The 25,533-nt window shown below is 59.8% G+C and carries 18 protein-coding genes and 1 pseudogene; 10 read left to right on the top strand and 9 right to left on the bottom strand.

Translation table 11 applies throughout. From position 1 onward, the window contains the following. Nucleotides 1-36 precede the first annotated feature (36 nt). The gene (locus ACA064_RS21755) at nt 37-1,026 is read right to left on the bottom strand and encodes an alpha/beta fold hydrolase (protein ID WP_497669969.1); all 990 of its coding nucleotides are present in this window, start codon (nt 1,024-1,026) and stop codon (nt 37-39) included. Between the two features lie 100 nt (nt 1,027-1,126). Then, nucleotides 1,127-3,502 carry a phosphoenolpyruvate synthase gene (gene ppsA / locus ACA064_RS21760; RefSeq protein ID WP_497669970.1) on the bottom strand — a complete coding sequence of 792 codons (2,376 nt, stop codon included), beginning with the start codon at nt 3,500-3,502 and terminating at the stop codon, nt 1,127-1,129. A 175-nt stretch (nt 3,503-3,677) separates the two neighbouring features. Between ppsA and ppsR the strand changes: the two genes are divergently transcribed. Then, nucleotides 3,678-4,496 carry a posphoenolpyruvate synthetase regulatory kinase/phosphorylase PpsR gene (ppsR, locus tag ACA064_RS21765; RefSeq protein WP_497669971.1) on the top strand — a complete coding sequence of 273 codons (819 nt, stop codon included), beginning with the start codon at nt 3,678-3,680 and terminating at the stop codon, nt 4,494-4,496. A gap of 148 nt (nt 4,497-4,644) precedes the next feature. Here ppsR and ACA064_RS21770 read toward each other — a convergent pair whose 3' ends face one another. Next, nucleotides 4,645-6,069 carry an aminotransferase-like domain-containing protein gene (locus ACA064_RS21770; RefSeq protein WP_497669972.1) on the bottom strand — a complete coding sequence of 475 codons (1,425 nt, stop codon included), beginning with the start codon at nt 6,067-6,069 and terminating at the stop codon, nt 4,645-4,647. Between the two features lie 99 nt (nt 6,070-6,168). On the opposite strand from ACA064_RS21770, the gene ACA064_RS21775 reads away from it, so the two are divergent. The 5 genes and pseudogenes from ACA064_RS21775 (at nt 6,169) to ACA064_RS21795 (ending at nt 11,697) form a co-directional block, all read left to right on the top strand. Further along, nucleotides 6,169-7,107 carry a DMT family transporter gene (locus tag ACA064_RS21775; RefSeq protein ID WP_497674306.1) on the top strand — a complete coding sequence of 313 codons (939 nt, stop codon included), beginning with the start codon at nt 6,169-6,171 and terminating at the stop codon, nt 7,105-7,107. Nucleotides 7,108-7,131: 24 nt separating this feature from the next. Beyond that, nucleotides 7,132-9,013, top strand: a pseudogene (moeB, locus tag ACA064_RS21780) (molybdopterin-synthase adenylyltransferase MoeB). Nucleotides 9,014-9,038: 25 nt separating this feature from the next. Then, nucleotides 9,039-9,953 (top strand): PLP-dependent cysteine synthase family protein, encoded by a 915-nt coding sequence (locus tag ACA064_RS21785; RefSeq protein ID WP_497674307.1) that lies wholly within the window; start codon nt 9,039-9,041, stop codon nt 9,951-9,953. 20 nt (nt 9,954-9,973) lie between these two features. Beyond that, the gene (locus tag ACA064_RS21790; protein WP_497669973.1) at nt 9,974-10,966 is read left to right on the top strand and encodes a serine O-acetyltransferase; all 993 of its coding nucleotides are present in this window, start codon (nt 9,974-9,976) and stop codon (nt 10,964-10,966) included. Nucleotides 10,967-10,968: 2 nt separating this feature from the next. Beyond that, nucleotides 10,969-11,697, top strand: a complete 729-nt coding sequence (locus ACA064_RS21795) for an alanyl-tRNA editing protein (RefSeq protein WP_497669974.1) — start codon at nt 10,969-10,971, stop codon at nt 11,695-11,697. A gap of 253 nt (nt 11,698-11,950) precedes the next feature. Here ACA064_RS21795 and prpD read toward each other — a convergent pair whose 3' ends face one another. The 6 genes from prpD to ACA064_RS21825 all read right to left on the bottom strand — a co-directional run bounded on the left by prpD (nt 11,951) and on the right by ACA064_RS21825 (nt 20,558). Continuing rightward, nucleotides 11,951-13,435 carry a 2-methylcitrate dehydratase gene (prpD, locus tag ACA064_RS21800; protein WP_497669975.1) on the bottom strand — a complete coding sequence of 495 codons (1,485 nt, stop codon included), beginning with the start codon at nt 13,433-13,435 and terminating at the stop codon, nt 11,951-11,953. A 160-nt stretch (nt 13,436-13,595) separates the two neighbouring features. Continuing rightward, nucleotides 13,596-14,786 carry a 2-methylaconitate cis-trans isomerase PrpF gene (gene prpF / locus ACA064_RS21805; RefSeq protein WP_497669976.1) on the bottom strand — a complete coding sequence of 397 codons (1,191 nt, stop codon included), beginning with the start codon at nt 14,784-14,786 and terminating at the stop codon, nt 13,596-13,598. Between the two features lie 59 nt (nt 14,787-14,845). Then, nucleotides 14,846-17,440 (bottom strand): Fe/S-dependent 2-methylisocitrate dehydratase AcnD, encoded by a 2,595-nt coding sequence (acnD, locus tag ACA064_RS21810; RefSeq protein WP_497669977.1) that lies wholly within the window; start codon nt 17,438-17,440, stop codon nt 14,846-14,848. A 207-nt stretch (nt 17,441-17,647) separates the two neighbouring features. After that, complete coding sequence (gene prpC, locus ACA064_RS21815; RefSeq protein WP_497669978.1) at nt 17,648-18,775, bottom strand: bifunctional 2-methylcitrate synthase/citrate synthase; 1,128 nt, start codon at nt 18,773-18,775, stop codon at nt 17,648-17,650. Nucleotides 18,776-18,951: 176 nt separating this feature from the next. After that, the gene (prpB, locus tag ACA064_RS21820; RefSeq protein ID WP_497669979.1) at nt 18,952-19,842 is read right to left on the bottom strand and encodes a methylisocitrate lyase; all 891 of its coding nucleotides are present in this window, start codon (nt 19,840-19,842) and stop codon (nt 18,952-18,954) included. Further along, on the bottom strand, nt 19,839-20,558 hold the full coding sequence (locus ACA064_RS21825; protein WP_497674308.1) for a GntR family transcriptional regulator: 720 nt from the start codon (nt 20,556-20,558) through the stop codon (nt 19,839-19,841). Before ACA064_RS21825 ends, prpB begins: the two co-directional genes overlap by 4 nt. Nucleotides 20,559-20,843: 285 nt before the next feature. Here ACA064_RS21825 and rloA point away from each other — a divergent pair, with 285 nt between their 5' ends. The 4 genes from rloA to pabB all read left to right on the top strand — a co-directional run bounded on the left by rloA (nt 20,844) and on the right by pabB (nt 25,494). Further along, nucleotides 20,844-21,380 carry a retropepsin-like aspartic peptidase RloA gene (gene rloA / locus ACA064_RS21830; RefSeq protein ID WP_150642795.1) on the top strand — a complete coding sequence of 179 codons (537 nt, stop codon included), beginning with the start codon at nt 20,844-20,846 and terminating at the stop codon, nt 21,378-21,380. 5 nt (nt 21,381-21,385) lie between these two features. Next, nucleotides 21,386-22,918, top strand: a complete 1,533-nt coding sequence (gene rloB, locus ACA064_RS21835) for an osmotic stress tolerance membrane protein RloB (protein WP_150642794.1) — start codon at nt 21,386-21,388, stop codon at nt 22,916-22,918. Continuing rightward, nucleotides 22,918-23,904: an alpha-L-glutamate ligase-like protein gene (locus ACA064_RS21840; protein ID WP_497669980.1), complete on the top strand. Its 987-nt coding sequence runs from the start codon at nt 22,918-22,920 to the stop codon at nt 23,902-23,904. Before rloB ends, ACA064_RS21840 begins: the two co-directional genes overlap by 1 nt. A 246-nt stretch (nt 23,905-24,150) precedes the next feature. Next, the gene (pabB, locus tag ACA064_RS21845; RefSeq protein ID WP_497674309.1) at nt 24,151-25,494 is read left to right on the top strand and encodes an aminodeoxychorismate synthase component I; all 1,344 of its coding nucleotides are present in this window, start codon (nt 24,151-24,153) and stop codon (nt 25,492-25,494) included. Nucleotides 25,495-25,533 lie beyond the last annotated feature (39 nt).

Here is a 25,533-nt window from a genome sequence, read left to right on the forward strand (position 1 = left end):
CGAGCAGAGCGAAACGCCCTTGTTAGAGCGCTCGGTTCAGACTGCTGCAGCCAGATTCGACTCCTGGGTCAGCAATGGCCCTTGCTGATCTTTCAACCAGCGCGCCACCAGTGGCCAGACCTCTGCTTGTGCACTTTTGCTGACCAGCATCTCGACATGGCCAAAATTGTCACTAAAGCCTTGTTCACGCCCCAGGCAAACGAACTGTTTTTGTTCACCGTCAAACTGATCGAAGAGTTTGCGACAGGCCCACGTCGGATCCTGATGATCACCTGTGGCACTGACCGCCAGCACCGGCACCTGAACCTCGGCCAGCCCCGCCCACCAGTCTTTTTCGGCATCGCCGAAACGGCCGAACAGCCCGTACCAGCGCATGCCTTCCAGGGCCAGGCCAATCGGCTCGTCCTCGGGGCCGCGTTTTAACCGGGAACCGGATATCTGGGAAAAACGCTTCAAAATAAAGCGCCCGCTCCACTCTACCGGTGGAATTTTCAACGGCCAGTAGGTGCGGCTGACCTGGGTGCCGAAAAATGCCGCGGACGCCACTGCGGGTTCGCCCAGGTACTGGCCACCCAAGGCCGCCGCCAGGGTGATGCCACCCAGCGAATGCCCGAGCCAATGGGGAATCTGGCCACTTTGCTCGCAAACGAACGCGCCAATCGCCGGCAGATCGTAGCGGGCATAGTCGGCGACGCGGTTCTTGGGATAGTTCTGATTGCGTCGGGACAAGCCGTGGCCGCGCATCTCGGGAATCCACACATCAAAGCCGGCCCGCGCCAGATAGGCACCCAGCCCCAGGCCTTTGGGTGAATACCAGAAGCGCCGGTTGGAAAAACTGCCGTGAAGCAGGATGACCGGAACACCGCGCACTTGCGGCCCATCGGCCATGCCCAAGCGGGTGACGGCCAGTTCCACGGTGCCATCCGGGCTGTTGCCCGGTTTCAAGCGATAGACGTCCTCGCTCAGATCGCCACGACGTTCGGCGCTGATCAAGGCCACAGGAAATAGGTTGCTGCTGCTTTGCATAATGCTCTTGCACAAAAAAGGGCGGCATCCAGATGGAGCCCGCCCTACTTGAATCTAAAAGTGTCGGTCAGCCAGGGCTGACCGACACTTCATTCACCTATCAGACCGGAACCTGAGCTTCTGCCAGGAAGAACCAGGTTTCCAGTACGGAATCGGGGTTCAACGAAACACTTTCGATACCTTGTTCCATCAGCCATTTGGCCAGGTCAGGGTGATCGGAAGGGCCCTGGCCGCAAATACCGATGTATTTGCCGGCCTTGTTGCACGCCGCAATGGCATTGGCCAACAGCTTCTTGACCGCCGGATTACGCTCGTCGAACAGGTGCGCGATGATCCCGGAGTCGCGATCCAGGCCCAGGGTCAACTGGGTCAGGTCGTTGGAACCGATGGAGAAACCATCGAAGAACTCGAGGAACTCTTCAGCCAGAATGGCGTTGGACGGCAGTTCGCACATCATGATGATGCGCAGGCCGTTTTCGCCGCGCTTCAGGCCGTTCTCCGCCAACAGGTCGATTACCTGGCTGGCTTCGCCCAGGGTACGGACGAACGGCACCATGATTTCGACGTTGGTCAGGCCCATCTCGTTGCGCACGCGCTTCAGGGCACGGCATTCGAGCTCGAAGCAGTCGCGGAACGCTTCGCTGATGTAACGCGAGGCGCCACGGAAGCCCAGCATCGGGTTTTCTTCTTCCGGCTCGTAGAGTTTGCCGCCGATCAGGTTCGCGTATTCGTTGGACTTGAAGTCCGACAGACGCACGATGACCTTTTTCGGGGTGAACGCAGCAGCCAGGGTGCTGATGCCCTCGACCAGCTTCTCGACGTAGAAACCGACCGGATCATCGTAGCCGGCAATGCGCTTGTCGACGCTGTCCTTGATGTCCTGCGGCAGCCCGGCGTAGTTCAGCAGCGCCTTGGGGTGCACGCCGATCATGCGGTTGATGATGAATTCCAGACGGGCCAGGCCCACACCAGCGTTCGGCAACTGCGCAAAGTCGAAGGCACGGTCCGGGTTACCGACGTTCATCATGATCTTGAACGGCAGATCAGGCATGGCGTCGATGGAGTTCTTCTTGATATCGAAGCCCAGTTCGCCTTCGAAGATATAACCGGTGTCGCCTTCAGCGCAGGACACGGTAACGCCCTGGCCGTCTTTCAACAGCTCGGTGGCGTTGCCGCAACCCACGACGGCCGGGATCCCCAGTTCGCGAGCGATGATCGCCGCGTGGCAGGTACGCCCGCCACGGTTAGTGACGATGGCGCTGGCGCGCTTCATTACCGGTTCCCAGTCCGGGTCGGTCATGTCGGAGACCAGTACGTCGCCTGGCTGGACTTTGTCCATCTCGGACACGTCCTTGATGATCCGCACCTTGCCGGCGCCGATACGCTGGCCGATGGCACGACCTTCAACCAGTACAGTGCCGGTTTCCTTGAGCAGGTAGCGCTCCATGACGTTGGCCGAGGTGCGGCTCTTCACGGTTTCAGGACGGGCCTGAACGATGTACAGCTTGCCGTCGTCGCCGTCTTTGGCCCACTCGATGTCCATCGGGCACTTGTAGTGCTTCTCGATGATCATTGCTTGCTTGGCCAGTTCGTTGACTTCAGCGTCGCTGAGGCAGAAACGCGCACGATCGGCCTTGTCGACATCGATGGTCTTGACCGACTTGCCGGCCGTGGCCACTTCGCCGTAGATCATCTTGATGGCTTTGCTGCCCAGGTTGCGGCGCAAAATGGCCGGACGACCGGCGGCCAGGGTGTGCTTGTGAACGTAGAATTCGTCCGGGTTCACCGAGCCTTGTACGACGGTTTCACCCAGGCCGTAAGCACCGGTGATGAACACCACGTCACGGAAACCCGATTCGGTGTCGAGGGTGAACATTACGCCGGCAGTGCCGGTTTCCGAACGCACCATGCGCTGCACACCGGCAGACAAGGCTACCAGTTTATGGTCGAAACCCTGGTGTACGCGGTAGGAAATGGCGCGGTCGTTGAACAACGAAGCGAACACTTCCTTGGCGGCGCGAATAACGTTCTCGACACCACGGATATTGAGAAAGGTTTCCTGCTGACCGGCGAAGGAAGCGTCGGGCAAGTCTTCAGCGGTAGCCGAAGAACGCACGGCGACGGCCATGTCAGGGTTGCCGGCCGACAGCGTGGCGAACGCGGTGCGGATTTCGGCGTTGAGTTTTTCGGGGAATTCGGCATCCATGATCCATTGACGGATTTGCGCGCCGGTTTTCGCCAGGGCGTTCACGTCTTCGATGTCCAGCGCATCGAGTGCGGCGTGGATCTGTTCGTTCAGACCGCTTAGTTCAAGGAAGTCACGGTAAGCCTGAGCCGTTGTAGCAAAGCCACCAGGAACCGATACACCGGCACCTGCAAGGTTACTGATCATCTCGCCCAGGGATGCGTTCTTGCCCCCCACATGCTCTACATCGTGGACGCCGAGCTTATCGAGGGAAACTACGTACTCTACCAAGGTGATCTCTCCACTAACTGTGTTGGAAAAGCTCAGGACGCCGGCGGCTCAGAGGAGCATTTGCCAGCGTTATGGCCTGGACCTGGAAAATAAGTGAGAATGCAGGCCATTCGAGGCCGGCAAACCGCGCCTATCATATCCAAGAATTGTCACTAGCTTAAGGCCCAAGGCGCAAATGAAACGATCCGCTTTCTTTATCTCCGACGGCACGGGCATTACAGCCGAGACTCTCGGTCAAAGCCTGTTGGCGCAATTCGAGAATATTACCTTCAGCAAAGTCATCCGCCCGTATATCGATAACGTGGATAAAGCGCGGGCCATGGTACAACAAATCAACAACGCCGCCGAAAAGGACGGATTTCGGCCGATAATATTCGACACCATTGTCAATCAGGACATCCGTGAGATCCTCGCAACGTCAAATGGTTTCATGATTGACATTTTCTCGACCTTCCTCGCGCCCCTGGAGCAGGAATTGAGCGAGCATTCGTCGTATTCGGTCGGCAAGTCCCATTCCATTGGCCACAACTCCAATTATATGGAGCGCATCGAGGCGGTGAACTTCGCCCTCGACAACGATGACGGCGCCCGCACGCACTATTACGACAAGGCCGATCTGATTCTGGTAGGTGTCTCGCGCTGCGGCAAGACTCCGACCTGTCTATACATGGCCATGCAATTCGGCATCCGCGCGGCGAATTACCCGCTGACCGAAGACGACATGGAGCGCCTGCAGCTGCCCACCGCCCTGCGCGCCCACCAGCAAAAGCTGTTCGGCCTGACCATCGACCCGGACCGCCTCACCGCGATTCGCAACGAGCGCAAGCCCAACAGCCGCTATTCGAGCTATGCCCAGTGCGAGTTCGAAGTACGGGAAGTGGAGAACCTGTTCCGCCGCGAGAACATCGCGCACATCAATTCCACGCATTTTTCGGTGGAAGAGATTTCGGCGAAGATTCTGGTGGAGAAAGGCGTGGAGCGGCGGTTCAAGTAATTTCACCGCCGTAAACTGTAGGAGCGAGCTTGCTCGAGATGGACTCTAGGGCGGCGCGTTTATTCAGATAATACGCGTTATCGTTAACGTCCATCGCGAGCAAGCTCGCTCCTACAATAGGCATTCGGGCAAGCCCCCTTGCCACACATCACAAACTAAACCGCCCTGCGCCCTGCCCCAAAGCCACGGCAAGCGCCTCAAACCCTTCGCGCAGCATCTGATCATCATCCGATGTATTGCAGATACTCGCCCGAATGAACTGCGGCACTGCCGCATGCCCCACCGCGAAGGATTCAGCCGTCGAGACCAGGTAATTGCTTTGCTTGAGCTCCGCTTCGATTTCCGAAGCCCGCCATGGCTCCGGGACCTCGATCCAGAAGTGCGGACTGTTTAAATGCGTCTTGTAGGCGAGCCCCACCAGCAGATCCTCAACCAATGCCTTGCGACGCCTCATCTCAAGTATCTGCTGCTGCAGCAGGTGGGCAGCCGTGCCGTTTTCTATCCAGGCGGTTGCCAGCTCCAGTGTCAAAGGTGTCGCCATCCAGCAGGTGGACCTCAAGGCCGCCGCCAGTCGACTCATCAACGCCTGCGGCGCATGCAGGTAACCCACCCGCAAGCCTGCCGAAACGGCCTTGCTCAAGCTACTGATGAGAATCGTGCGTTCCGGCGCGAAGTAGCTGAGGGGCGGCAGGCGATCTTCAACCAGTACGCCGTGGGCCTCGTCCTCCAGGACCAGCAGGTTATGCTCGCGACAAACCCTGGCCAGCGCCTCTCGGCGCGCAACCGAAAGCACGGCGGTCGTCGGGTTCTGAATCGTTGGCGTGCAGTAAAGGGCTGAAACCCGGTGCGTGCGGCACACCTCGTCGAGTGCCGAGGGCAGCAAACCTTCATCGTCCATATCCAGGCCAATCAACCGAATGCCCAACATGCGGGCAGCAGTGATCAACCCCGGGTAGGTCAGTTGTTCGGTAACCACCGTGTCCCCTGAGCGCAGCAGCGCCATCAACGCGCACAGCAAACCGTGCTGGCCGCCGTTGACACAGATCACCTGATCGGCGCTGGGGGAAAAATCACTTTGCTTCAACCAGCGCGCGCCAGCGGCGCGATAGCGCGGCAAACCCGCGTCCGGGGTATAGAGACTGATGTCCTGCAGCACCTTGGGGTTGTTGGCCAGGGCTTGAAGACTCTGGGCCAGAAAGACGGTTTCCTGACCGGGAATATGGGTGTTGCGGCTCATGTCGAAATACTGCCGAGGCTCATCGCTGACGTTGCGAAAGCCCTCATCGCGTTTGCGCTCCAGCCCGCGCTTGCGAACAAAGGTGCCATCACCCACCCGCGCCACCACCAACCCCAGCTTCTCCAACTCACCGTACGCGCGACTGATGGTGCCAATGGTCACGCCGAGATTGTCCGCCAGCATCCTGTGGGGCGGCAGCTTGCAGCCGGGCTCGATCACGCCATCGAGGATCCCCGTTTCTATGGCGCCGGCAAGGCGTTTGTACTTCACGCCCTGACCGTTCGACAGCCCCTCTCGCACAATTGACACCATGTCATTATTTATTTTGACAGCCATCATTCGCCCTAATAGTGTGGTTTAACAGGTTCAATTACCGGATGAAGCCTTTCAATATAGAGGTCAATTCCTCCTCATGGAAGAAATGTTGCCATGCCAATGTCAGCCGTCATCGAAAATAGTGAAAAGACTCAAAAACAGTGGCTGGCGGGTGCCATCACCAGTGTGATGTTCCTGATCGTATGCCTGAGCTGGGGAACGACCTGGCTGGGCATCAAGATTGCCGTCGAAAGCGTGCCACCGCTGACCTCCGCGGGGCTGCGCTTTCTGATCGCCTTTCCATTGTTCTTGTGCTTCGCCAAAGTGCGCCGCGAACCGGTACTGTTCCCCAGGGAAAGCCGCTGGTTCTTTGTGTTTGTCACGCTGACCTACTTCAGCGTTCCCTACTACTTGCTCAACTACGGTGAAATGCACGTTTCTTCGGGGCTCACTGCGCTGCTGTTCAGCTGCATGCCAGTGTTCATCCTGATTTTTTCCGCTATGTTTCTGCGCGAGAAAATCTACTTTTCCCAAGTTGTCGGCATCGCGATCGGCTTTGGCAGCCTGTACATGATTATCCGCAGCCAGGGATTGCACCTGGACCATGCCGAGTTTTTCGGGGTCATTGCGATCCTCGCCGCGGCCGTGATGCACGCCCTGTGCTACGTGATCACCAAGCAGAAAGGCAGCGCCATCAGCGTCATCACCTACAACACCCTGCCCATCGGCATCGCCGGCCTGATGCTGTTCGTGGCTGGGTTGTACTTCGAAACGCCGATTTTCAGTGACATTACGCTGCGCTCCTGGAGCGCCCTGCTCTACCTCGGGCTGGTCGCTTCGGTCGGCGGCTTCATCGTCTACTTCATGCTGCTCAAGCGCCTGAGCCCGATCATCCTGTCTTTCGTGTTCATTATTTTCCCGGTGTTCGCCGTAGTCATCGGCTCCTGGTACGAAGGCCAGACGATTTCCAAGGACCTGATGACCTATTCGGCAATTCTGCTAGCGGGGTTTGCGATCACCAAGCTCCCGGTGGAAAAACTGCTGGCCAAAAAGAACTGATCCACCTGACTTCGCGAGAGAAACATGGAAGGCCTCTGCCCCAAAACACTTGAGCAGATCTATCGACACGCCAGCAGCACTTACCCCGACGAGTGCTGCGGGTTTGTGTTCAAAGATGGCAGCGTCTACATCGGCGAGAACATTCAAAACGAGCTGCACCGACGCAACCCCGAGGTCTATCAGCGCACTGCAGCCGAGGGCTACACCTTCTCGGTGGCAGACACGTTGATGATGAACAAAAGCCTTCGCAGCGATAACCCCGTTACGGTCATTTATCACTCGCACCCCGATGTCGGTGCCTATTTCAGCCACGAGGACCAGGACAAGGCCCTGTTCATGGGCGAACCGCTTTATCCGGTCAGCTACCTGGTCATCGATGTGCGTAAAGGCACGGCATCCGGTTCCAGACTGTTCGAATGGAATGGCCAGAGTTTTATTTGCAGCCAGGCGTTTTCTTGAAACCACCCATGACCTACAAACGGAGTTGCGCATGAACGCTGTCTCTTTCCCCGACATCCTGGCTCGCGTCGCCAAACTGCCCGATTCGCAACTTGAAGGCGGCGGCGCGACGTTGCGCGAAGTGCTCGAAAGCATCTGCACCGACCACCCACAACTGCGCGCGCACCTGCAATACGAGAACAATCAATTCAAGGAGCATTTTCTGTTTGCCGCCAACGGTGAGCTGATCGAACCCGATGATGCCTTCCCCGCTGGCGGCACCATCGACGTCCTGCTCGCCACGTCCGGCGGCATCGATCAGGACCGCTTGAGCAACGAGGAAGTCCAGCGCTATGTGCGGCACATCACCCTGCCGGGCGTCGGCCGCGAAGGTCAGCTGAAGCTGAAAAAAGCCAGGGTGCTGGTCATCGGCACCGGCGGCCTGGGCTCACCGGTGTGCATGTACCTGGCCGCTGCCGGCATCGGCACACTGGGGCTGCTCGACTTCGACGTGGTAGAAAGCAGCAACCTGCAACGGCAAATCGTGCATGGCAAAAGCACCTTGGGCCTGCCAAAAGTCGAGTCAGCCAAAAGACGCCTGCAAGACCTCAACGAACATATCCAGATCAACGCGCATAACACGGCGCTGAACACCGACAACGCACTGGAACTGATCGGGCAGTACGACGTGGTCGTCGACGGTACCGATAACTTCTCGACCCGCTATCTGATCAACGATGCTTGCGTGCAACTGGGCAAACCGCTGGTCTATGGGTCGATTTACCGTTTCGACGGGCAGATCAGTGTCCTCAACTATCGCGGCGGCCCCTGCTATCGCTGCTTGTTCCCCAAAAGCCCACCTGCGGAACTGTCGCCCAATTGCAGCGCAGGCGGCGTGATCGGCGTCCTGCCCGGCGTTGTCGGAATGATCCAGGCCACCGAAGCGCTCAAGTTGATCATTGGCATCGGCGAACCTTTGGTCGGGCGCCTGATGTGTTTCGATGCGCTGGCGATGAAGTTTTCTGAAATACGCTTCAAACGGCGGGCCGATTGCCCCTGCTGCTCGTCCCTGCGCACCGGCCAGCTTGCCGAACAAACCGCCGTCAGCTGTGCCAGCGCCGTGTCGACATCGCCGGCCCTGGCGCAGGAGCGCTACATAAAACCGGGACTGCTCAAGCAACTGCTGGAACGCCGGGGCGAGGCCGACATTTTGCTGGATGTTCGCGACGCTACCGAGCTGGAAGTCTGCCAATTGCCCGGCGTGCTGCACATCCCCCTCGAAGATCTGGAAACCCGACTCGACTCCCTCGATCGCGGCCATAACCACTACGTCATCTGTTACGCCGGCTTACGCGCCGAACGTGCCGCAAGCACCTTGCTCGCGGCAGGTTTCGCCAATACCCGGGTCCTTGAAGGCGGCATGAAACACTGGGTTCGTGACGTCGAACCCGACATGCCTTTGTATTGATGGGGCGGCCATGAGCTCATATCTGATGTTGCATAACTCGATACTCGACGCCATCGGCCAAACGCCGATCGTGCGCCTGGAAAAACTCTCCGCCGACCTCGGCGTGGAGGTCTTCGTCAAACTCGAATCCCTGAACCCCGGAGGCAGTCACAAAGCACGCATCGCACTGGGCATGATCCTCGATGCCGAACGCAAAGGCATTCTGGTACGCGGCAAACAGCAGACCATCATCGAGCCCAGCGGTGGCAACACCGGCATCGGTCTGGTGATGGCGGGCAACGTGCTGGGCTACAAAGTGGTACTGGTGATCCCGGACAACTACAGCCCGGAAAAACAGAAATTGCTGCGCCTGTATGGCGCCGAAGTGGTGCTGTCCGATAGTCGCTTGGGGAACAACTCCCATGGCCAGAAAGCCATGGAGCTGCAGCTGGAGAATCCCCATTACGTGATGCTCAATCAGCAGCGTAACGGGGCCAATCCCGAAACCCACCGCCAAGGCACCGCTCGGGAAATTGTCCGGGCATTCGCCGGCCGCCGGGTGGACTATTTTGTCGGTGGCATCGGTACCGGCGGTCATATCACCGGCATCGGCGAAATACTCAAGGCCACCTGGCCTGCCATCCGTGTATTGGGCGTCGAACCCGAAGAATGCGACCTGCTCAATGACAAGCACGCACCCCACCAGATTCAGGGACTGTCGATCGGCATCGTGCCGAGCATCCTCAATCTCTCGGTACTGGACGGCATGCTCAAGGTTTCCAAGGATCAATGCCTGGAAATGATGCAGCGAGTCATGCGCACCGATGCCATCAGCCTGGGACTTTCATCCGCGGCCAACCTGGTCGCCATTGCCGCCCTGGCCAAGGACATGCCCGATCACTCCACTGTCCTGACCATGGTCTACGACAGCGCGGATGCCTACCTGCCCTTATTCGAATAATCAAAATGCGGGGTGCCTCCATGGGGGGCTTCATTGATATGCAACAGCTGCACGATGAGTTGCTAACGCACCTCGTCAACACCCTGGAACCGGCTGACTTGCTGCAGCTGGACGGCCACTTGCACACATTGCTTCCCGATGTGGTCGAGTTGCTCGCCGAGGACCTGATGGCCTTCGCCTCCCGCGACCCGGCATCGCAAGGTCGCGGCAGCCTGATCCTGGAGTCCTACGCGTCCTTCAAGGCCGTTCTCTACTATCGCCTGGCTCATCAGGTGTTGAAGCTTGCCGGTGAAGCGGACCGCTGCTTCTCCTCTATCGCGCAAAAACTCAGCAACCAGGGCAAGCTCCTTTCGGGCGCCGAGATCCACCCGGCGGCCCGGATCGGCCGCCGGTTTGTCCTCGATCATGGCTACGGCACGGTGATTGGTGAGACCTGCGAAATCGGCAGCGACTGCTACATCCTGTGCGGCGTGACCCTCGGCGCGCGCGGGATTGCCAATAATCCCAATGGCAAGCGCCACCCACGCCTGGGCAACAATGTAGAAATCGGCGCGGGAGCCCGAATTCTTGGCTGCGTGACGATTGGCGACAACGTCTTCATCTCCCCGGCGTGTGTCATAACCCATGACGTACCGGCCGACACGAAAGTGAAGATCGTCAACCAGGTCCAACTGCAGAAAACTTCAGAGTCCGATCATGGCGGTTTCCTCGGCGCCTTTGCGCTCAACGAGCGCTTGCACCTGGTCGGTGAAGTCGGCAATAGCCAGCACGTCACACTGCTGGATGCAGACTTTCATCCGTTGAGCAGTCTTGCGCTGGAAGTCACCGTCAAAGAGCGCACCCACTTACAGTTTCGGATTCATCACACCGAAGATGGTGGCTACCCACCGCGACTGCCACTGCACCTGCATGCCTGCGGGCCCAACCAGGACATTACCTTGATCGCACCACCGGGCTTGAGCGCGATGGTCCGGCGCCTGATGCAAACTCGTCCTCAATCTGTCGGAGGTTGAACATGTCGGTACACACGATGGAAACCCTGGCGCTTTACGATAACGCGCCCTACCAGAACGCTTTCGACGCGAGGATCGTGGCTGTCAGCGATCAGGGTATCGCCCTGGAGCACACGCTATTTTATCCAACGGGTGGCGGCCAACCCGGGGACACCGGCCTTATCACCTTGCCCGACGGCACCAGCCTCAAGGTGACCGGCACGGTGCGCGACCCGCTCTTGCGTTCGATCATCTGGCATCAGCTGGAGGCTTATCCCCCGCAACTGCGGCCCGGCCTGAAGATCGACGCAAGCCTGGACTGGGAACGACGTTACCAGCACATGAGAATGCATACGTGTCTGCACCTGCTGTGCTCGATCATCGATGCGCCGGTCACCGGGTGCAGCATCAGCCATGATAAAGGTCGGCTGGATTTCGACCTGCCGCAAATGTCACTCGAAAAAGAACGCATCACCGAGCAACTGAACGCCCTCGTGGCTCAAGCCCTGGAGGTGAAACAGCTGTCCATGCCGGCGTCCGAGTACGCCACACTGCTGCAGATAACCCGCACTCAAGCCGTCGCACCACCAGTCGTGCAAGGCGCGGTGCGGGTCATCGAAATAGACGGCATCGATATACAGCCTTGCGGGGGTACACACGTCATCAATACCGAAGAAATTGGCCGGGTCTTCTGCGAAAAAATCGAGAAAAAGAGCAAGCACAACCGGCGAGTGATTTTGCGTTTCGAATAAACCGCAAGATCAAAAGATCGCAGCCTGCGGCAGCTCCTGCGGGGGTTGCGTACAACCAATCAATCACGGTGACACACGGTCGGCGTAGGAGCTGTGTAGGAGCTGTGTAGGAGCTGTCGAGTGAAACGAGGCTGCGATCTTTTGATCTTTATGCATTGCACCTAAGCAAGATCAAAAGATCGCAGCCTGCGGCAGCTCCTACGGGGGTTGCGTGCAACAGATCCATCACGGTGACACACGGTGCAAACGCCCCTCAGATCACGAACAAATCCACAAAGCGGTTAACCGGAGTCGCTTCAAGCGCAGCCTGATCCTTGCACAGGGCAAAGATTTCAGCCGAACGCTGGCCAGTGAACCGGGTCGCCAGGTTGGCCTTGAACTTGTCTTCCAGCAATGGAATGCCGTCGGTGCGACGACGACGGTGGCCGATCGGGTATTCAACCACGACTTGTTCGGTGCTTGAGCCATCGTTGAAGAACACTTGAATGGCGTTGGCAATGGAGCGCTTGTCGGCTTCCAGGTATTCGCGGGTGAAACGCGGGTCTTCGACGATCACCATCTTCTCGCGCAACTCGTCGATGATCGGATGAGCCGCGTGGAAGTCGTCTTCGTAGTGCTCGGCCACCAGGTTACCGAAGGCCAACGGCACGGCAGTCATGTACTGGATGCAGTGGTCGCGGTCAGCGGCGTTGGCCAATTTACCAACCTTGGAGATGATGCGGATCGCCGACTCATGGGTGGTGATGACGATCTTCTCGATCTGGTGCAGACGATCCTTGACCTGCGGGTGCAGGGTCACCGCCGCTTCGCAGGCGGTTTGCGCGTGGAACTCGGCCGGGAAGCTGATCTTGAACAGCACGTTCTCCATGACGTAGCTGCCGTATTTCTGCGAGAAGCTGAAGACGCGCCGGTCTTCAGGCTTGAGCGCCAGATCCTTGTTGGTATGACTGAACAGCACGTCGTAAAAGCCCCACTGCTTTGCCGTCAGTACCCCAGGGATGCCCATTTCACCGCGCATGGCGATATCTGCCAGACGCACACCACGACTGGATGCATCGCCCGCCGCCCAGGACTTGCGCGAACCGGCGTTCGGCGCGTGACGGTAGGTGCGCAGCGCCTGACCATCGGCGAATGCATGGGACAGCGCGGACAGCAGCTGTTCGCGGTTGGCGCCCATCAGTTTCGCGGTGACTGCGGTCGATGCGACTTTGACCAGGATCACATGGTCCAGGCCGACCCGGTTGAAGGAGTTTTCCAGAGCGATCACACCCTGGATCTCGTGGGCCATGATCATCGCTTCCAGCACCGTGCGCACGGTCAAGGGCGCGTCGCCATTGGCCACGCGTTTTTGCGACAGGTGATCGGCTACTGCGAGGATCCCACCGAGGTTATCGGACGGATGGCCCCACTCGGCCGCCAGCCAGGTGTCGTTGTAGTCGAGCCAACGGACAATGCAACCGATGTCCCAGGCGGCCTTGACTGGATCAAGCCGAAAACTGGTACCGGGGACGCGGGCGCCAAAAGGGACGATGGTGCCTTCGACGAGAGGGCCCAGGTGTTTGGTGCACTCCGGGAAACGCAGGGCCAGCAGACCGCAGCCGAGGGTGTCCATCAGGCAGTTGCGGGCGGTGTCCAGCGCCTCGGTGGACTCGATCTTGAAGGTCAGGACGTAGTCGGCGATGTCCTGCAGGACGGTGTCGTAGTCGGGGCGGATGTTCAGGTCGACGTTGGCGCTCATGTTCCATTTACTCCGCTAAGGGTGAAAACGTTACCCCCTGTAGGAGCTGCCGAAGGCTGCGATCTTTTGATCTTGCTTGGGGGCAATGTATGTAGATCAAAAGATCGCAGCCTCGTTTCACTCGACAGCTCCTACGCAGCTCCTACGGGGATGGGGTTTCTCAGAAAGCATCACCAGGCACACGCACCCAGCCTTCCATCAATACCCGCGCACTGCGGCTCATGATGGCTTTTTTCACGGTCCATTCTCCGTTGACCTGGGTGGCCTCGGCGCCTACGCGCAGGGTGCCCGAGGGATGACCGAAGCGCACCGCATTGCGCGCAGTGCCGCCCGCGGCAAGGTTGACCAGGGTCCCCGGAATCGCCGCGGCGGTGCCGATGGCTACGGCTGCGGTGCCCATCATGGCGTGGTGCAGCTTGCCCATGGACAGTGCGCGCACCAGCAGATCTACGTCACCCGCGGCCACCGGCTTGCCGCTGGAGGCGAGGTAATCGGCAGGCTTGCCGACAAAGGCGACCTTGGGTGTGTGCTGGCGCTTGGCAGCTTCATCGAGGTGCTCGATCAGGCCCATACGCAGTGCGCCGTGGGCGCGGATGGTCTCGAACATCGCCAGCGCCTTCGGGTCGCCGTTGATCTGACCTTGCAGTTCGGTACCGGTATAACCGATGTCCTCGGCATTGACGAAGATGGTCGGGATCCCGGCATTGATCATGGTCACCTTGAGCGTACCGACGCCTGGCACCTCCAGATCATCCACCAGATTGCCCGTAGGGAACATCGAACCGCCCCCACCCTCTTCTTCGGCGGCCGGGTCCATGAATTCGAGCTGGACTTCGGCAGCCGGAAAGGTCACGCCATCAAGTTCGAAATCACCTGTTTCCTGCACCGCGCCATCAGTGATGGGCACGTGGGCGATAATGGTCTTGCCGATGTTGGCTTGCCAGATGCGCACGATGGCCACGCCGTCGCGCGGCAGGCGACTGGCGTCCACCAGGCCGCTGCTGATGGCGAATGCGCCGACCGCAGCCGACAGGTTGCCGCAGTTGCCGCTCCAGTCGACGAAAGGCTTGTCGATGGAGACCTGACCGAACAGGTAATCGACGTCATGGTCAGCCTTGGTGCTTTTCGCCAGGATCACCGTCTTGCTGGTGCTCGAGGTCGCCGCGCCCAAGCCGTCGATCTGTTTGTCATAAGGGTCGGGACTGCCGATCACTCGAAGCAACAGTGCATCGCGGGCCGCGCCCGGGACCTGTGCGGATTCGGGAAGGTCTTGCAGGCTGAAGAACACGCCTTTGCTGGTGCCGCCGCGCATGTAGGTGGCGGGAATCCTGATTTGTGGTGCGTAAGCCATGGAACGGGTTTCCTTATTGGCAGCGGCGAGACCTTGGCGGCCCGCCGCTGCACGTCGGGTTAGACGGCAACAGCCGATTCGAGGAAGTCCTGGGCGAAACGCTGCAGCACACCGCCAGCCTCGTAGATCGAGACTTCTTCGGCGGTGTCGAGACGGCAGGTGACCGGCACTTCGAGACGCTCGCCGTTCTTGCGGGTGATCACCAGGGTCAGGGTGCTGCGCGGGATACGTTCGCCGATCACGTCGAAGGTTTCACTGCCGTCGATGCCCAGGGTATGGCGATCAGTGCCCGGCTTGAACTCCAGCGGCAGCACGCCCATGCCCACCAGGTTGGTGCGGTGGATGCGTTCGAAGCCTTCGGCCGCGATGGCTTCGACACCGGCCAGGCGCACACCTTTGGCTGCCCAATCCCGGGAAGAACCCTGACCGTAGTCGGCACCGGCGATGATGATCAGTGGCTGCTTGCGCTCCATGTAGGTTTCGATGGCTTCCCACATGCGCATGACCTGGCCTTCCGGCTCGACGCGAGCCAGGGAACCCTGCTTGACCTTGCCGTTTTCCTGAACCATTTCGTTGAACAGTTTCGGGTTGGCGAAGGTTGCGCGTTGCGCGGTCAAATGGTCACCGCGGTGGGTGGCGTAGGAGTTGAAGTCCACCTCTGGCAGGCCCATCTTGAACAGGTACTCACCGGCTGCGCTGTCGAGCATGATGGCGTTCGACGGCGACAGGTGGTCGGTGGTGATGTTGTCCGGCAGCACGGCCAGAGGGCGCATGCCCTTGAGCGGACGAGCACCGGCCAGCGCGCCTTCCCAGTACGGCGGACGACGGATATAGGTGCTCATCTCGCGCCAGTCGTACAGCGGCTCGACCTTGGGACCGGTATCTTCCTCGATGGCGAACATCGGGATATAAACCTGGCGGAACTGCTCCGGCTTCACCGAGGCCTTGACCACCGCGTCGATCTCTTCGTCGCTTGGCCAGATGTCTTTCAGGCGGATTTCCTTGCCGTTGGCATCCAGGCCCAGCACATCCTTCTCGATGTCGAAACGGATGGTCCCGGCAATGGCGTACGCGACCACCAATGGCGGCGACGCGAGGAACGCATTCTTGGCGTACGGATGAATCCGCCCGTCGAAGTTGCGGTTGCCGGATAACACGGCCGTGGCATACAGGTCGCGGTCGATGATTTCCTGCTGGATCACCGGATCCAGTGCGCCGGACATGCCGTTGCAGGTGGTGCAGGCAAACGCGACGATACCAAAGCCCAATTGCTCCAGTTCGCTAGTCAGGCCGGCTTCGTCCAGGTACAAGGCAACAGTTTTCGAACCGGGCGCCAGGGACGACTTGACCCAGGGTTTGCGGGTCAGCCCCAGTTTGTTGGCATTGCGCGCCAGCAGGCCGGCGGCGATGACGTTGCGCGGGTTGCTGGTGTTGGTGCAACTGGTGATGGCGGCAATGATCACCGCACCATCCGGCATTTGCCCGGGCACGTCGTCCCACTGGCCGGAAATGCCTTGGGCCGCGAGGTCCGAAGTGGCGACTCGGGCGTGGGGATTGCTCGGGCCAGCCATGTTGCGCACTACCGAGGACAGGTCAAAGGTCAACCCACGTTCGTATTGGGCGCCCTTCAGGCTGTCGGCCCAGAGACCGGTCAGTTTTGCGTAGCTCTCGACCAGTTTCACCTGCTCGTCTTCACGGCCGGTGAGCTTGAGGTAGTCGATGGTCTGCTGGTCGATATAGAACATCGCCGCGGTGGCACCGTATTCCGGGGCCATGTTGGAGATGGTCGCGCGATCGCCCAGGGTCAGGGCCGAGGCACCTTCACCGAAGAACTCCAGCCAGGCGCCAACCACCTTTTGCTGGCGCAGGAACTGGGTCAGCGCCAGTACCATGTCGGTGGCGGTGATGCCCGGCTGCAGCTTGCCGGTGAGTTCGACGCCGACGCTTTCCGGCAGACGCATCCAGGAGGCGCGGCCGAGCATGACGCTTTCAGCTTCCAGACCACCGACACCGATAGCAATCACGCCCAGGGCATCGACGTGTGGGGTGTGGCTGTCGGTACCGACGCAGGTATCAGGGAAGGCCACGCCATCACGCACCTGGATCACCGGAGACATTTTCTCCAGGTTGATCTGGTGCATGATCCCATTGCCCGGCGGGATCACGTCGACGTTCTTGAAGGCTTTTTTGGTCCAGTTAATAAAGTGGAAGCGGTCTTCGTTGCGACGGTCTTCGATGGCGCGGTTCTTTTCGAACGCCTCGGGATCGGAGCCGCCAGATTCAACGGCCAGGGAGTGGTCGACGATCAGCTGGGTCGGCACCACCGGGTTCACTTGCGCGGGATCACCACCTTGCAGGGCGATCGCATCACGCAGGCCGGCGAGGTCGACCAGCGCGGTCTGGCCGAGAATGTCGTGGCACACCACGCGAGCCGGGAACCACGGGAAGTCGAGGTCGCGTTTGCGTTCGATGAATTGCTTCAAGGATTCGGTGAGCGTGGCCGGGTCGCAGCGGCGCACCAGGTTTTCCGCCAGCACGCGGGAGGTGTACGGCAAGGTGTCATAGGCGCCGGGCTGGATGGCCTCGACAGCCGCACGGACGTCGAAGTAATCCAGATGGCTGCCGGGCAGCGGTTTGCGGAATTCAGTATTCATCGTCAGGACTCGGTCACGGTAATTTCAAAAGGCAGGGCCGGCGCTGGTCTGTGGTTGGAATGCTTTTAAATGTGGGAGCGGGCTTGCTCGCGAAAGCGGTGTGTCAGTCGACATCAATGTTGAATGTCAGTCCGTCTTCGCGAGCAAGCCCGCTCCCACAGGATCCGGTTACCACATAGAAATATCAGCGCCTTTGAGCCCCACCGGTCAGCGTTGTTCGATTGGCACGAACTTGCGCTGTTCGACGCCTGTGTACTCGGCGCTCGGGCGGATGATGCGGTTGTTGGCGCGCTGTTCGAACACGTGCGCGGCCCAGCCGGTCAGGCGCGAGCAAACGAAAATCGGCGTGAACAGCTTGGTCGGGATCCCCATGAAGTGGTACGTCGAGGCATGGTAGAAGTCAGCGTTGGGGAACAGTTTCTTTTGCTCCCACATGGTCTTGTCGATGGCTTCGGAGACCGGGAACAGCACCTTGTCGCCCACTTCGTCGGCGAGTTTTTTCGACCAGCCCTTGATCACTTCGTTACGCGGATCGTTGTCTTTGTAGATCGCGTGACCGAAGCCCATGATCTTGTCCTTGCGCTCGAGCATGCCGAGGGTGCCTTTGATGGCCTCTTCGGGAGTCTGGAACTTCTGGATCATTTCCATCGCCGCTTCGTTGGCACCGCCGTGCAACGGGCCACGCAGGGTACCGATGGCAGCCGTTACGCAGGAGAACATATCGGACAAGGTCGAGGCGCAAACCCGCGCGGCGAAGGTCGAAGCATTGAACTCGTGCTCCGCGTAGAGGATCAGCGAAACGTCCATCACTTTGCGGTGCAACTCGCTCGGCTTTTTGTCGTGCAGCAAGTGCAGGAAATGCCCGCCGATGGATTCTTCATCAGTGACGCAGTTGATCCGCAGGCCGTCGTGGCTGAAGCGATACCAGTAGCACATGATCGCCGGGAACGCGGCCAGCATCCGGTCGGTGACGTCGTGTTGCTGGGAGAAGTCTTTTTCCGGCTCGATGTTGCCGAGGAACGAAGCGCCCGTGCGCATCACGTCCATCGGGTGAGCGTCGGCGGGAATGCGTTCGAGCACTTCCTTCAAGGCTTGCGGCAGGTCACGCAGCGTGCTCAGTTTGCTCATGTAAGCAGCCAACTGCGCCTTGCTCGGCAGATCGCCGTACAGCAGCAGGTAAGCCACTTCTTCAAACCGCGCGTCGGCGGCCAGTTCGCGAACGTCATAGCCGCGATAGGTCAGCCCGGCGCCCGATTGCCCGACCGTGGACAGTGCAGTTTGCCCGGCAACCTGGCCACGTAGCCCGGCGCCACTCAATACTTTTGCTTCGGCCATTGCTCTCTCCAATCTTGAATTTGTTAGGGAATCGGCAAATTGTGTTTCATCGATTTCTTTTGTGATGCCGAAAAGATCGCAGCCTCGCTTCGCTCGACAGCTCCTACGCAGTTACCGAGCCCGGCAACATTCCTGTAGGAGCTGCCGAGCAACGCGAGGCTGCGATCTTTTGATCTTTATTTCTTCGCAGCAAACAACGCATCAAGCTTCTGCTCGAACACGTGGTAATCAATGGCGTCGTACAACTCCATGCGGGTTTGCATGGTGTCGACGACGTTCTGCTGCGTACCGTCGCGGCGAATCGCCGTGTAGACGTTTTGCGCCGCCTTGTTCATGGCACGGAATGCCGACAGCGGGTACAGCACCAGCGAAACATCGACCGCCTTCAGTTGCTCGACGGTGTACAGCGGCGTCGCGCCGAATTCAGTGATGTTGGCCAGGATCGGTGCTTTCACATGGCTGGCAAACAGCTTGTACATTTCCAGCTCGGTGATGGCTTCCGGGAACACCATGTCGGCGCCGGCTTCGACGCAGGCAGCGGCACGCTCGAGCGCCGAATCCAGACCTTCCACCGCCAGCGCATCGGTACGCGCCATGATCACGAAGCTGTCATCGGTGCGGGCATCGACGGCGGCCTTGATGCGGTCGACCATTTCTTGCAGGGACACGATTTCCTTGTTCGGGCGGTGACCGCAGCGCTTGGCGCCGACCTGGTCTTCGATATGAATCGCCGCCGCGCCGAACTTAATCATCGACTTGACGGTGCGCGCCACGTTGAACGCCGAGGAGCCGAAACCGGTGTCCACGTCCACCAGCAGCGGCAGGTCGCAGACGTCGGTGATCCGCCGTACGTCGGTCAGCACGTCGTCCAGACCGGTAATCCCCAGGTCCGGTACGCCCAGGGAACCAGCGGCCACCCCGCCACCCGACAGGTAGATCGCCTTGAAACCGGCGCGCTTGGCCAGCAGGGCGTGGTTGGCATTGATCGCACCGACCACTTGCAACGGTTGTTCACTGGCGACCGCATCGCGGAAACGCTGGCCTGGAGTGCTCTTGTTGGAACTCATGACTCACCTCGTGGAGTGGCTGTCGGATTGGCGCTGTCCTGGTAGTGACGCGCGATATTGCGTTTGGAGGCGCCGATGTGGCGGCGCATCAACAACTCGGCCAGTTCCCCGTCACGATCAGCGATCGCGTCGAGAATCCGGTGGTGTTCGGCGAATGCCTGACGCGGTCGGTTAGGCGTGGCGGAAAACTGGATGCGGTACATGCGCACCAATTGGTACAGCTCACCGCAGAGCATCTGGGTCAGGGTGCGGTTGCCAGCGCCCTGAATGATTCGGTAATGGAAGTCGAAATCGCCTTCCTGCTGGTAGTAACCGACACCAGCCTGAAACGCCGCGTCGCGCTCATGGGTCTCGAGTACCCGGCGCAGCTCGTCGATTTCTTCGAGGGTCATGCGCTCGGCGGCCAGACGACAGGCCATGCCTTCCAGGGATTCGCGAATTTCATAGAGCTCGACCAGCTCGGCATGGCTCAGGGAAACCACCCGCGCTCCGACGTGCGGGATGCGCACCAGCAGCCGCTGCCCTTCCAGACGGTGGATCGCCTCGCGCAGCGGCCCGCGGCTGATGCCGTAGGTGCGCGCCAGTTCCGGCTCGGAGATCTTGCTGCCCGGGGCAATTTCGCCCTTGACGATGGCCGCCTGGATACGTCGGAAGACGTTCTCGGAGAGCGTCTCCGAATCGTCCTGCATTACCAGCGGGGGATCAAGTTGATCCAGCATATTGTCGACACCTTGTAAGCCAATGCGACAAAAACTAGCGAATTAAGCGGATTCAGTCAAAGGAAAAATAGGTATTGTCGACAATCGTCTAATAACCAACGGCACCATAACGACGCAATAGCTCCGTTTATAGCCGCCCGCGGGCGGTGGCGCCATAAAACCAGCATGCTAGAATGCCGCCCGCATTTGCCTGTCGTCTTAATAAGGCAGGCACACGAGGGAGCTTGCGCAGCAATGCCAGTCGCCTTGAACTGAAGATCGCACTGCAACGCGCCAGGATTTATGAGACTCAAGCCCTTCCTTATATTGCTTTACCTACTTTGCCTGTCAGGGCCGAGTGCCGCCGCCGAGAAGACCGTTTACGGCTTGAATGAATACGCGCAGCTTTCCGGGATCAACCTGGAAGTCGCGGCCAAACTCGACACCGGCGCCAAGACCGCCTCCCTCAGCGCTCGCGACATCAAGCGCTTCAAACGCAATGGCGAGTCCTGGGTGCGCTTCTACCTGGCCATCGACGCCGCCCATTCGCACCCGATCGAGCGGCCGCTGGCCCGGGTCAGCAAGATCAAGCGCCGCGCCGGCGACTATGACCCCGATGAAGGCAAGAACTACACCGCCCGCCCGGTAATTGCCCTGGATATCTGCATGGGCAGCGCTTTACGCAGTATTGAAGTGAACTTGACCGACCGAAGTGCATTCCAATACCCGCTGCTGATCGGCTCCGAAGCGCTGAAACGCTTTGATGCGCTGGTCGACCCCAGTCTTAAATACGCTGCTGGCAAACCCGCCTGCGCCACCGACGCTCTTACCGCAGAGTAATTCCAATGCGCTCTATTACCCTCCATCTGAAACTCCTGATCGCCCTCCTGGTGGCGCTGGGAATTTCGGTCACGGCCTATCAGATCTTCGTGCTCGGCATTCCGGTGACCGAAGACGCCACCGACGACTTGTGGAACATCGACGCCAAGGTCGAGTTCGTCGCCGCCGGAAAGGATCCGATCAAGATCCAGATGTTCGTGCCACCGCTGAGCCGCGACTACGTCAGCCTGAACGAGAGTTTCATCTCCAATAACTATGGGGTGGCCGTCAACCGCGCCGACGGTAACCGCAAGGTCACCTGGTCGGCACGACGCGCCAAGGGCAACCAGACTCTTTACTACCGCCTGGTGCTGACCAAGCGTTACACCGGTGAGAAACTCAAGGTCAAAGGCCCGACCTTCCGCGACAGCATCGCCGTCGAAGGCCCGGAAAAAATTGCCATCGAGGCCTTGCTCGCACCGATTCGCCAGCACTCGGCAGACGTCGAAACCTTCATCGGCGAAGCCATCAAACGGGTCAACAACCTCAATGATGACAACGTCAAACTGCTGCTGGGCGGCGACCCGTCGACCGCGCACAAGGCGAAAATCGTCGAACTGCTGCTGTCCATCGGCCATGTCCCGGTGGAGAAGGTGCATACCATTCGTCTGGTGGCCGACCAGCCACAGACCCCGGAACTGTGGCTGCGCAGCTTCAACGGTACCGACTGGCTGTACTTCAACCCGGAAACCGGCGAACAGGGTCTGCCTACCGACCGTTTGCTGTGGTGGACCGGAGATGACAACCTGATCACCGTCGATGGCGGCAAGAAAGCCACCGTTACCTTCAGCATGAACAACAGCGAAATGAACGCCATTCGCCTGGCCAAGCTGACCGACGAGAACTCCGACGCCAACTTCCTCGAATACTCGCTCTACGGCCTGCCGCTGCAAACCCAGCAAACTTTCATGATCATGGTGATGATCCCGATCGGCGTGCTGGTGATCCTGATCCTGCGCAACCTGATCGGCCTGCAGACCCTTGGCACGTTCACCCCGGTGCTGATCGCCCTGGCCTTTCGCGAGACCCAACTGGGTTTCGGTATCGTGCTGTTCACCATCATTACCGCGCTCGGCCTGTCGCTGCGTTCCTACCTTGAACACCTGAAGCTGCAAATGCTGCCGAGGTTGTCGGTGGTACTGACCTTCGTCGTGGTGCTGATCGCCGCCATCAGCCTGTTCAGCCACAAGCTTGGCCTGGAACGCGGGCTGTCGGTCGCACTGTTCCCGATGGTGATTCTGACCATGACCATCGAACGCCTGTCGATCACCTGGGAAGAACGCGGTGGTGGCCATGCGATGAAAGTCGCGATCGGCACGCTGTTCGCCGCCACCCTGGCGCACTTGATCATGAGCGTGCCGGAGCTGATCTACTTCGTGTTCACCTTCCCGGCGATCCTGTTGATCATGGTCGGGTTCATGCTGGCCATGGGTCGCTATCGCGGCTACCGTCTGACCGAACTGGTGCGCTTCAAAGCCTTCCTCAAGGCTGATTCGTAATGTTCGGTTTCTGGAAGACCTGGAAGGCCCTGGAAGCCCGGGGCATCATGGGGATCAATCGGCGCAACGCGGACTATGTGCTCAAGTACAACAAGCGCAGCCTGTACCCGATCGTCGATGACAAGATCATCACCAAGGAACATGCGATCAAGGCCGGCATTCACGTGCCGGAGTTGTACGGGGTGATCTCCACCGAGAAGGAAATCGACAAGCTCGACGAGATCATCGGCGGGCGCAACGACTTCGTCATCAAGCCGGCCCAGGGCGCCGGCGGTGACGGCATCCTGGTGATCGCCGATCGCTTCGAAGGTCGCTATCGCACGGTTTCCGGGAAGATCATCAGCTTTGATGAAATCGAACACCAGATTTCCAGCATCCTCACCGGCCTGTATTCCCTGGGCGGTCACCGCGACCGGGCGCTGATCGAATACCGCGTGACCCCGGACCAGATCTTCAAAAGCATCAGCTACGAGGGCGTGCCGGATATCCGCATCATCGTGCTGATGGGCTACCCGGTGATGGCCATGCTGCGCCTGCCGACCCGGCAGTCCGGCGGCAAGGCCAACCTGCACCAGGGCGCCATTGGTGTCGGTGTCGACCTGGCCACCGGCCTGACTTTGCGCGGGACCTGGCTGAACAACATCATCACCAAACACCCGGACACCACCAACGCAGTGGACGGCGTGCAACTGCCCTACTGGGACGGCTTCATGAAGCTGGCAGCCGGCTGCTATGAACTCTGCGGGCTCGGCTACATTGGTGTCGACATGGTGCTGGACCAGGAAAAGGGCCCGTTGATTCTCGAACTCAACGCCCGCCCCGGCCTGAATATCCAGATCGCCAACGACTGCGGCCTGACCCTGCGCACCCATGCGGTGGAAGCCCGTCTGGAAGGGCTGAAGGCCAAAGGCATCAAGGAAACTGCCGAGGATCGGGTGAAGTTCGCTCAAGAGTTGTTTGGGCACATTCCGGCGGTCGAGGGCTGACCTGTGGCGAGGGGGCTTGCCCCCGTTCGGCTGCGCAGCAGTCGTAAAACCAGCTGACGCGATCTATCTGATACACCGGCGGAGAATGACTTGGGGTTGCTGCGCAACCCAACGGGGGCAAGCCCCCTCACCACAAGTTTCCCGTCAGGGCGCTCCTGATCTATCTCTTCCCGACATCCCCTCTAGGAGCAATTCCCTCAGGGGACTACAATCGCCAGCCGCGCACCAATGACTGATCTGCCCCGCATGTTGACCTGCTCCGTACACCCGCTCCCTTATCGCGCCAACCCTGCCGAGTATTTCGCGGCGATTCGTCATGCCCCCGGTGCCGTGCTGCTCGACAGCGGCCGGCCGAGTGCCGAACGCGGGCGTTATGACCTGCTCAGTGCCTGGCCGCTGGAACAACTGACGGTATTACCGGACGAATCCGGGACCGGGTTCCTGCAGCGGCTGCGAGACAACCTGCGCCGACTCGGCAATGCAGTGCTGCCGCAACCTTATCAACTGCCGTTCGCCGGCGGTTTGATCGGCTACCTCAGCTACGACTTCGGCCGCCGCCTGGAAACCCTGCCACACCAGGCTGGCGACGATCTGCAATTACCCGATGCGCAGCTGGGCCTGTACAACTGGGCGCTGATCAGCGACCACCAACTCGCCTCCAGCCAACTGGTGTTTCACCCAAGCCTGGCCGACGGCGAACGCCAGCGTCTGATCGAGCTGTTCAACCAGTCTGCGACCGCGCCGACCGAAGCCTTCAAATTGACCGCAGCGATGCGCGCCGACCTCAGTGCCGGCGACTATGAACAAGCCTTCCTGCGCATCCAGCAGTACATTCAGGCGGGTGACTGCTACCAGGTCAACTTTGCCCAACGCTTTCGCGCCCCCTGCGAGGGCGACCCGTGGACGGCCTATTGCGCGCTGCGGGCGGCTTGCCCGACGCCCTTCTCCGGTTTCCAGAGTCTGCCCGACGGCGGCGCAGTGCTGAGTTTGTCCCCGGAGCGCTTCGTCAAAGTCAGCGAAGGCCAGGTGGAAACCCGGCCGATCAAAGGCACCCGGCCACGGGGCCAGGACCCTGTCAAGGACGCGGCCAACGCCGCCGAACTGTTGGCCAGCGCCAAGGATCGCGCGGAAAACCTGATGATCGTCGACCTGCTGCGCAACGATCTGGGCCGCACCTGCCGTATTGGCTCGGTGCGAGTGCCGGAGTTGTTCAGTCTGGAAAGCTACCCCAACGTGCATCACCTGGTCAGCAGTGTCACTGGCGAGTTGGCCGAGGGCAAAGATGCGCTGGACCTGATCGCCGGCAGCTTCCCCGGCGGCTCGATCACCGGCGCGCCGAAAATCCGCGCGATGCAGATCATCGACGAGTTGGAGCCAACCCGTCGCGGGCTGTATTGCGGTTCATTGCTGTATCTGGATGTACGCGGGGAAATGGACAGTTCCATCGCCATCCGCAGCTTGCTGGTCAAGAATCGCCAGGTCTGCTGCTGGGGCGGTGGCGGGATAGTCGCCGACTCGGACTGGCAGGCCGAGTATCAGGAATCCATCACCAAGGTGAAGGTGTTGCTGGAAACCTTGCAAGGCCTTTGATGCTGGGCTTTTGTGGCGAGGGGGCTTGCCCCCGTTGGG

It is taken from the genome of Pseudomonas sp. LBUM1658 (assembly GCF_059716055.1).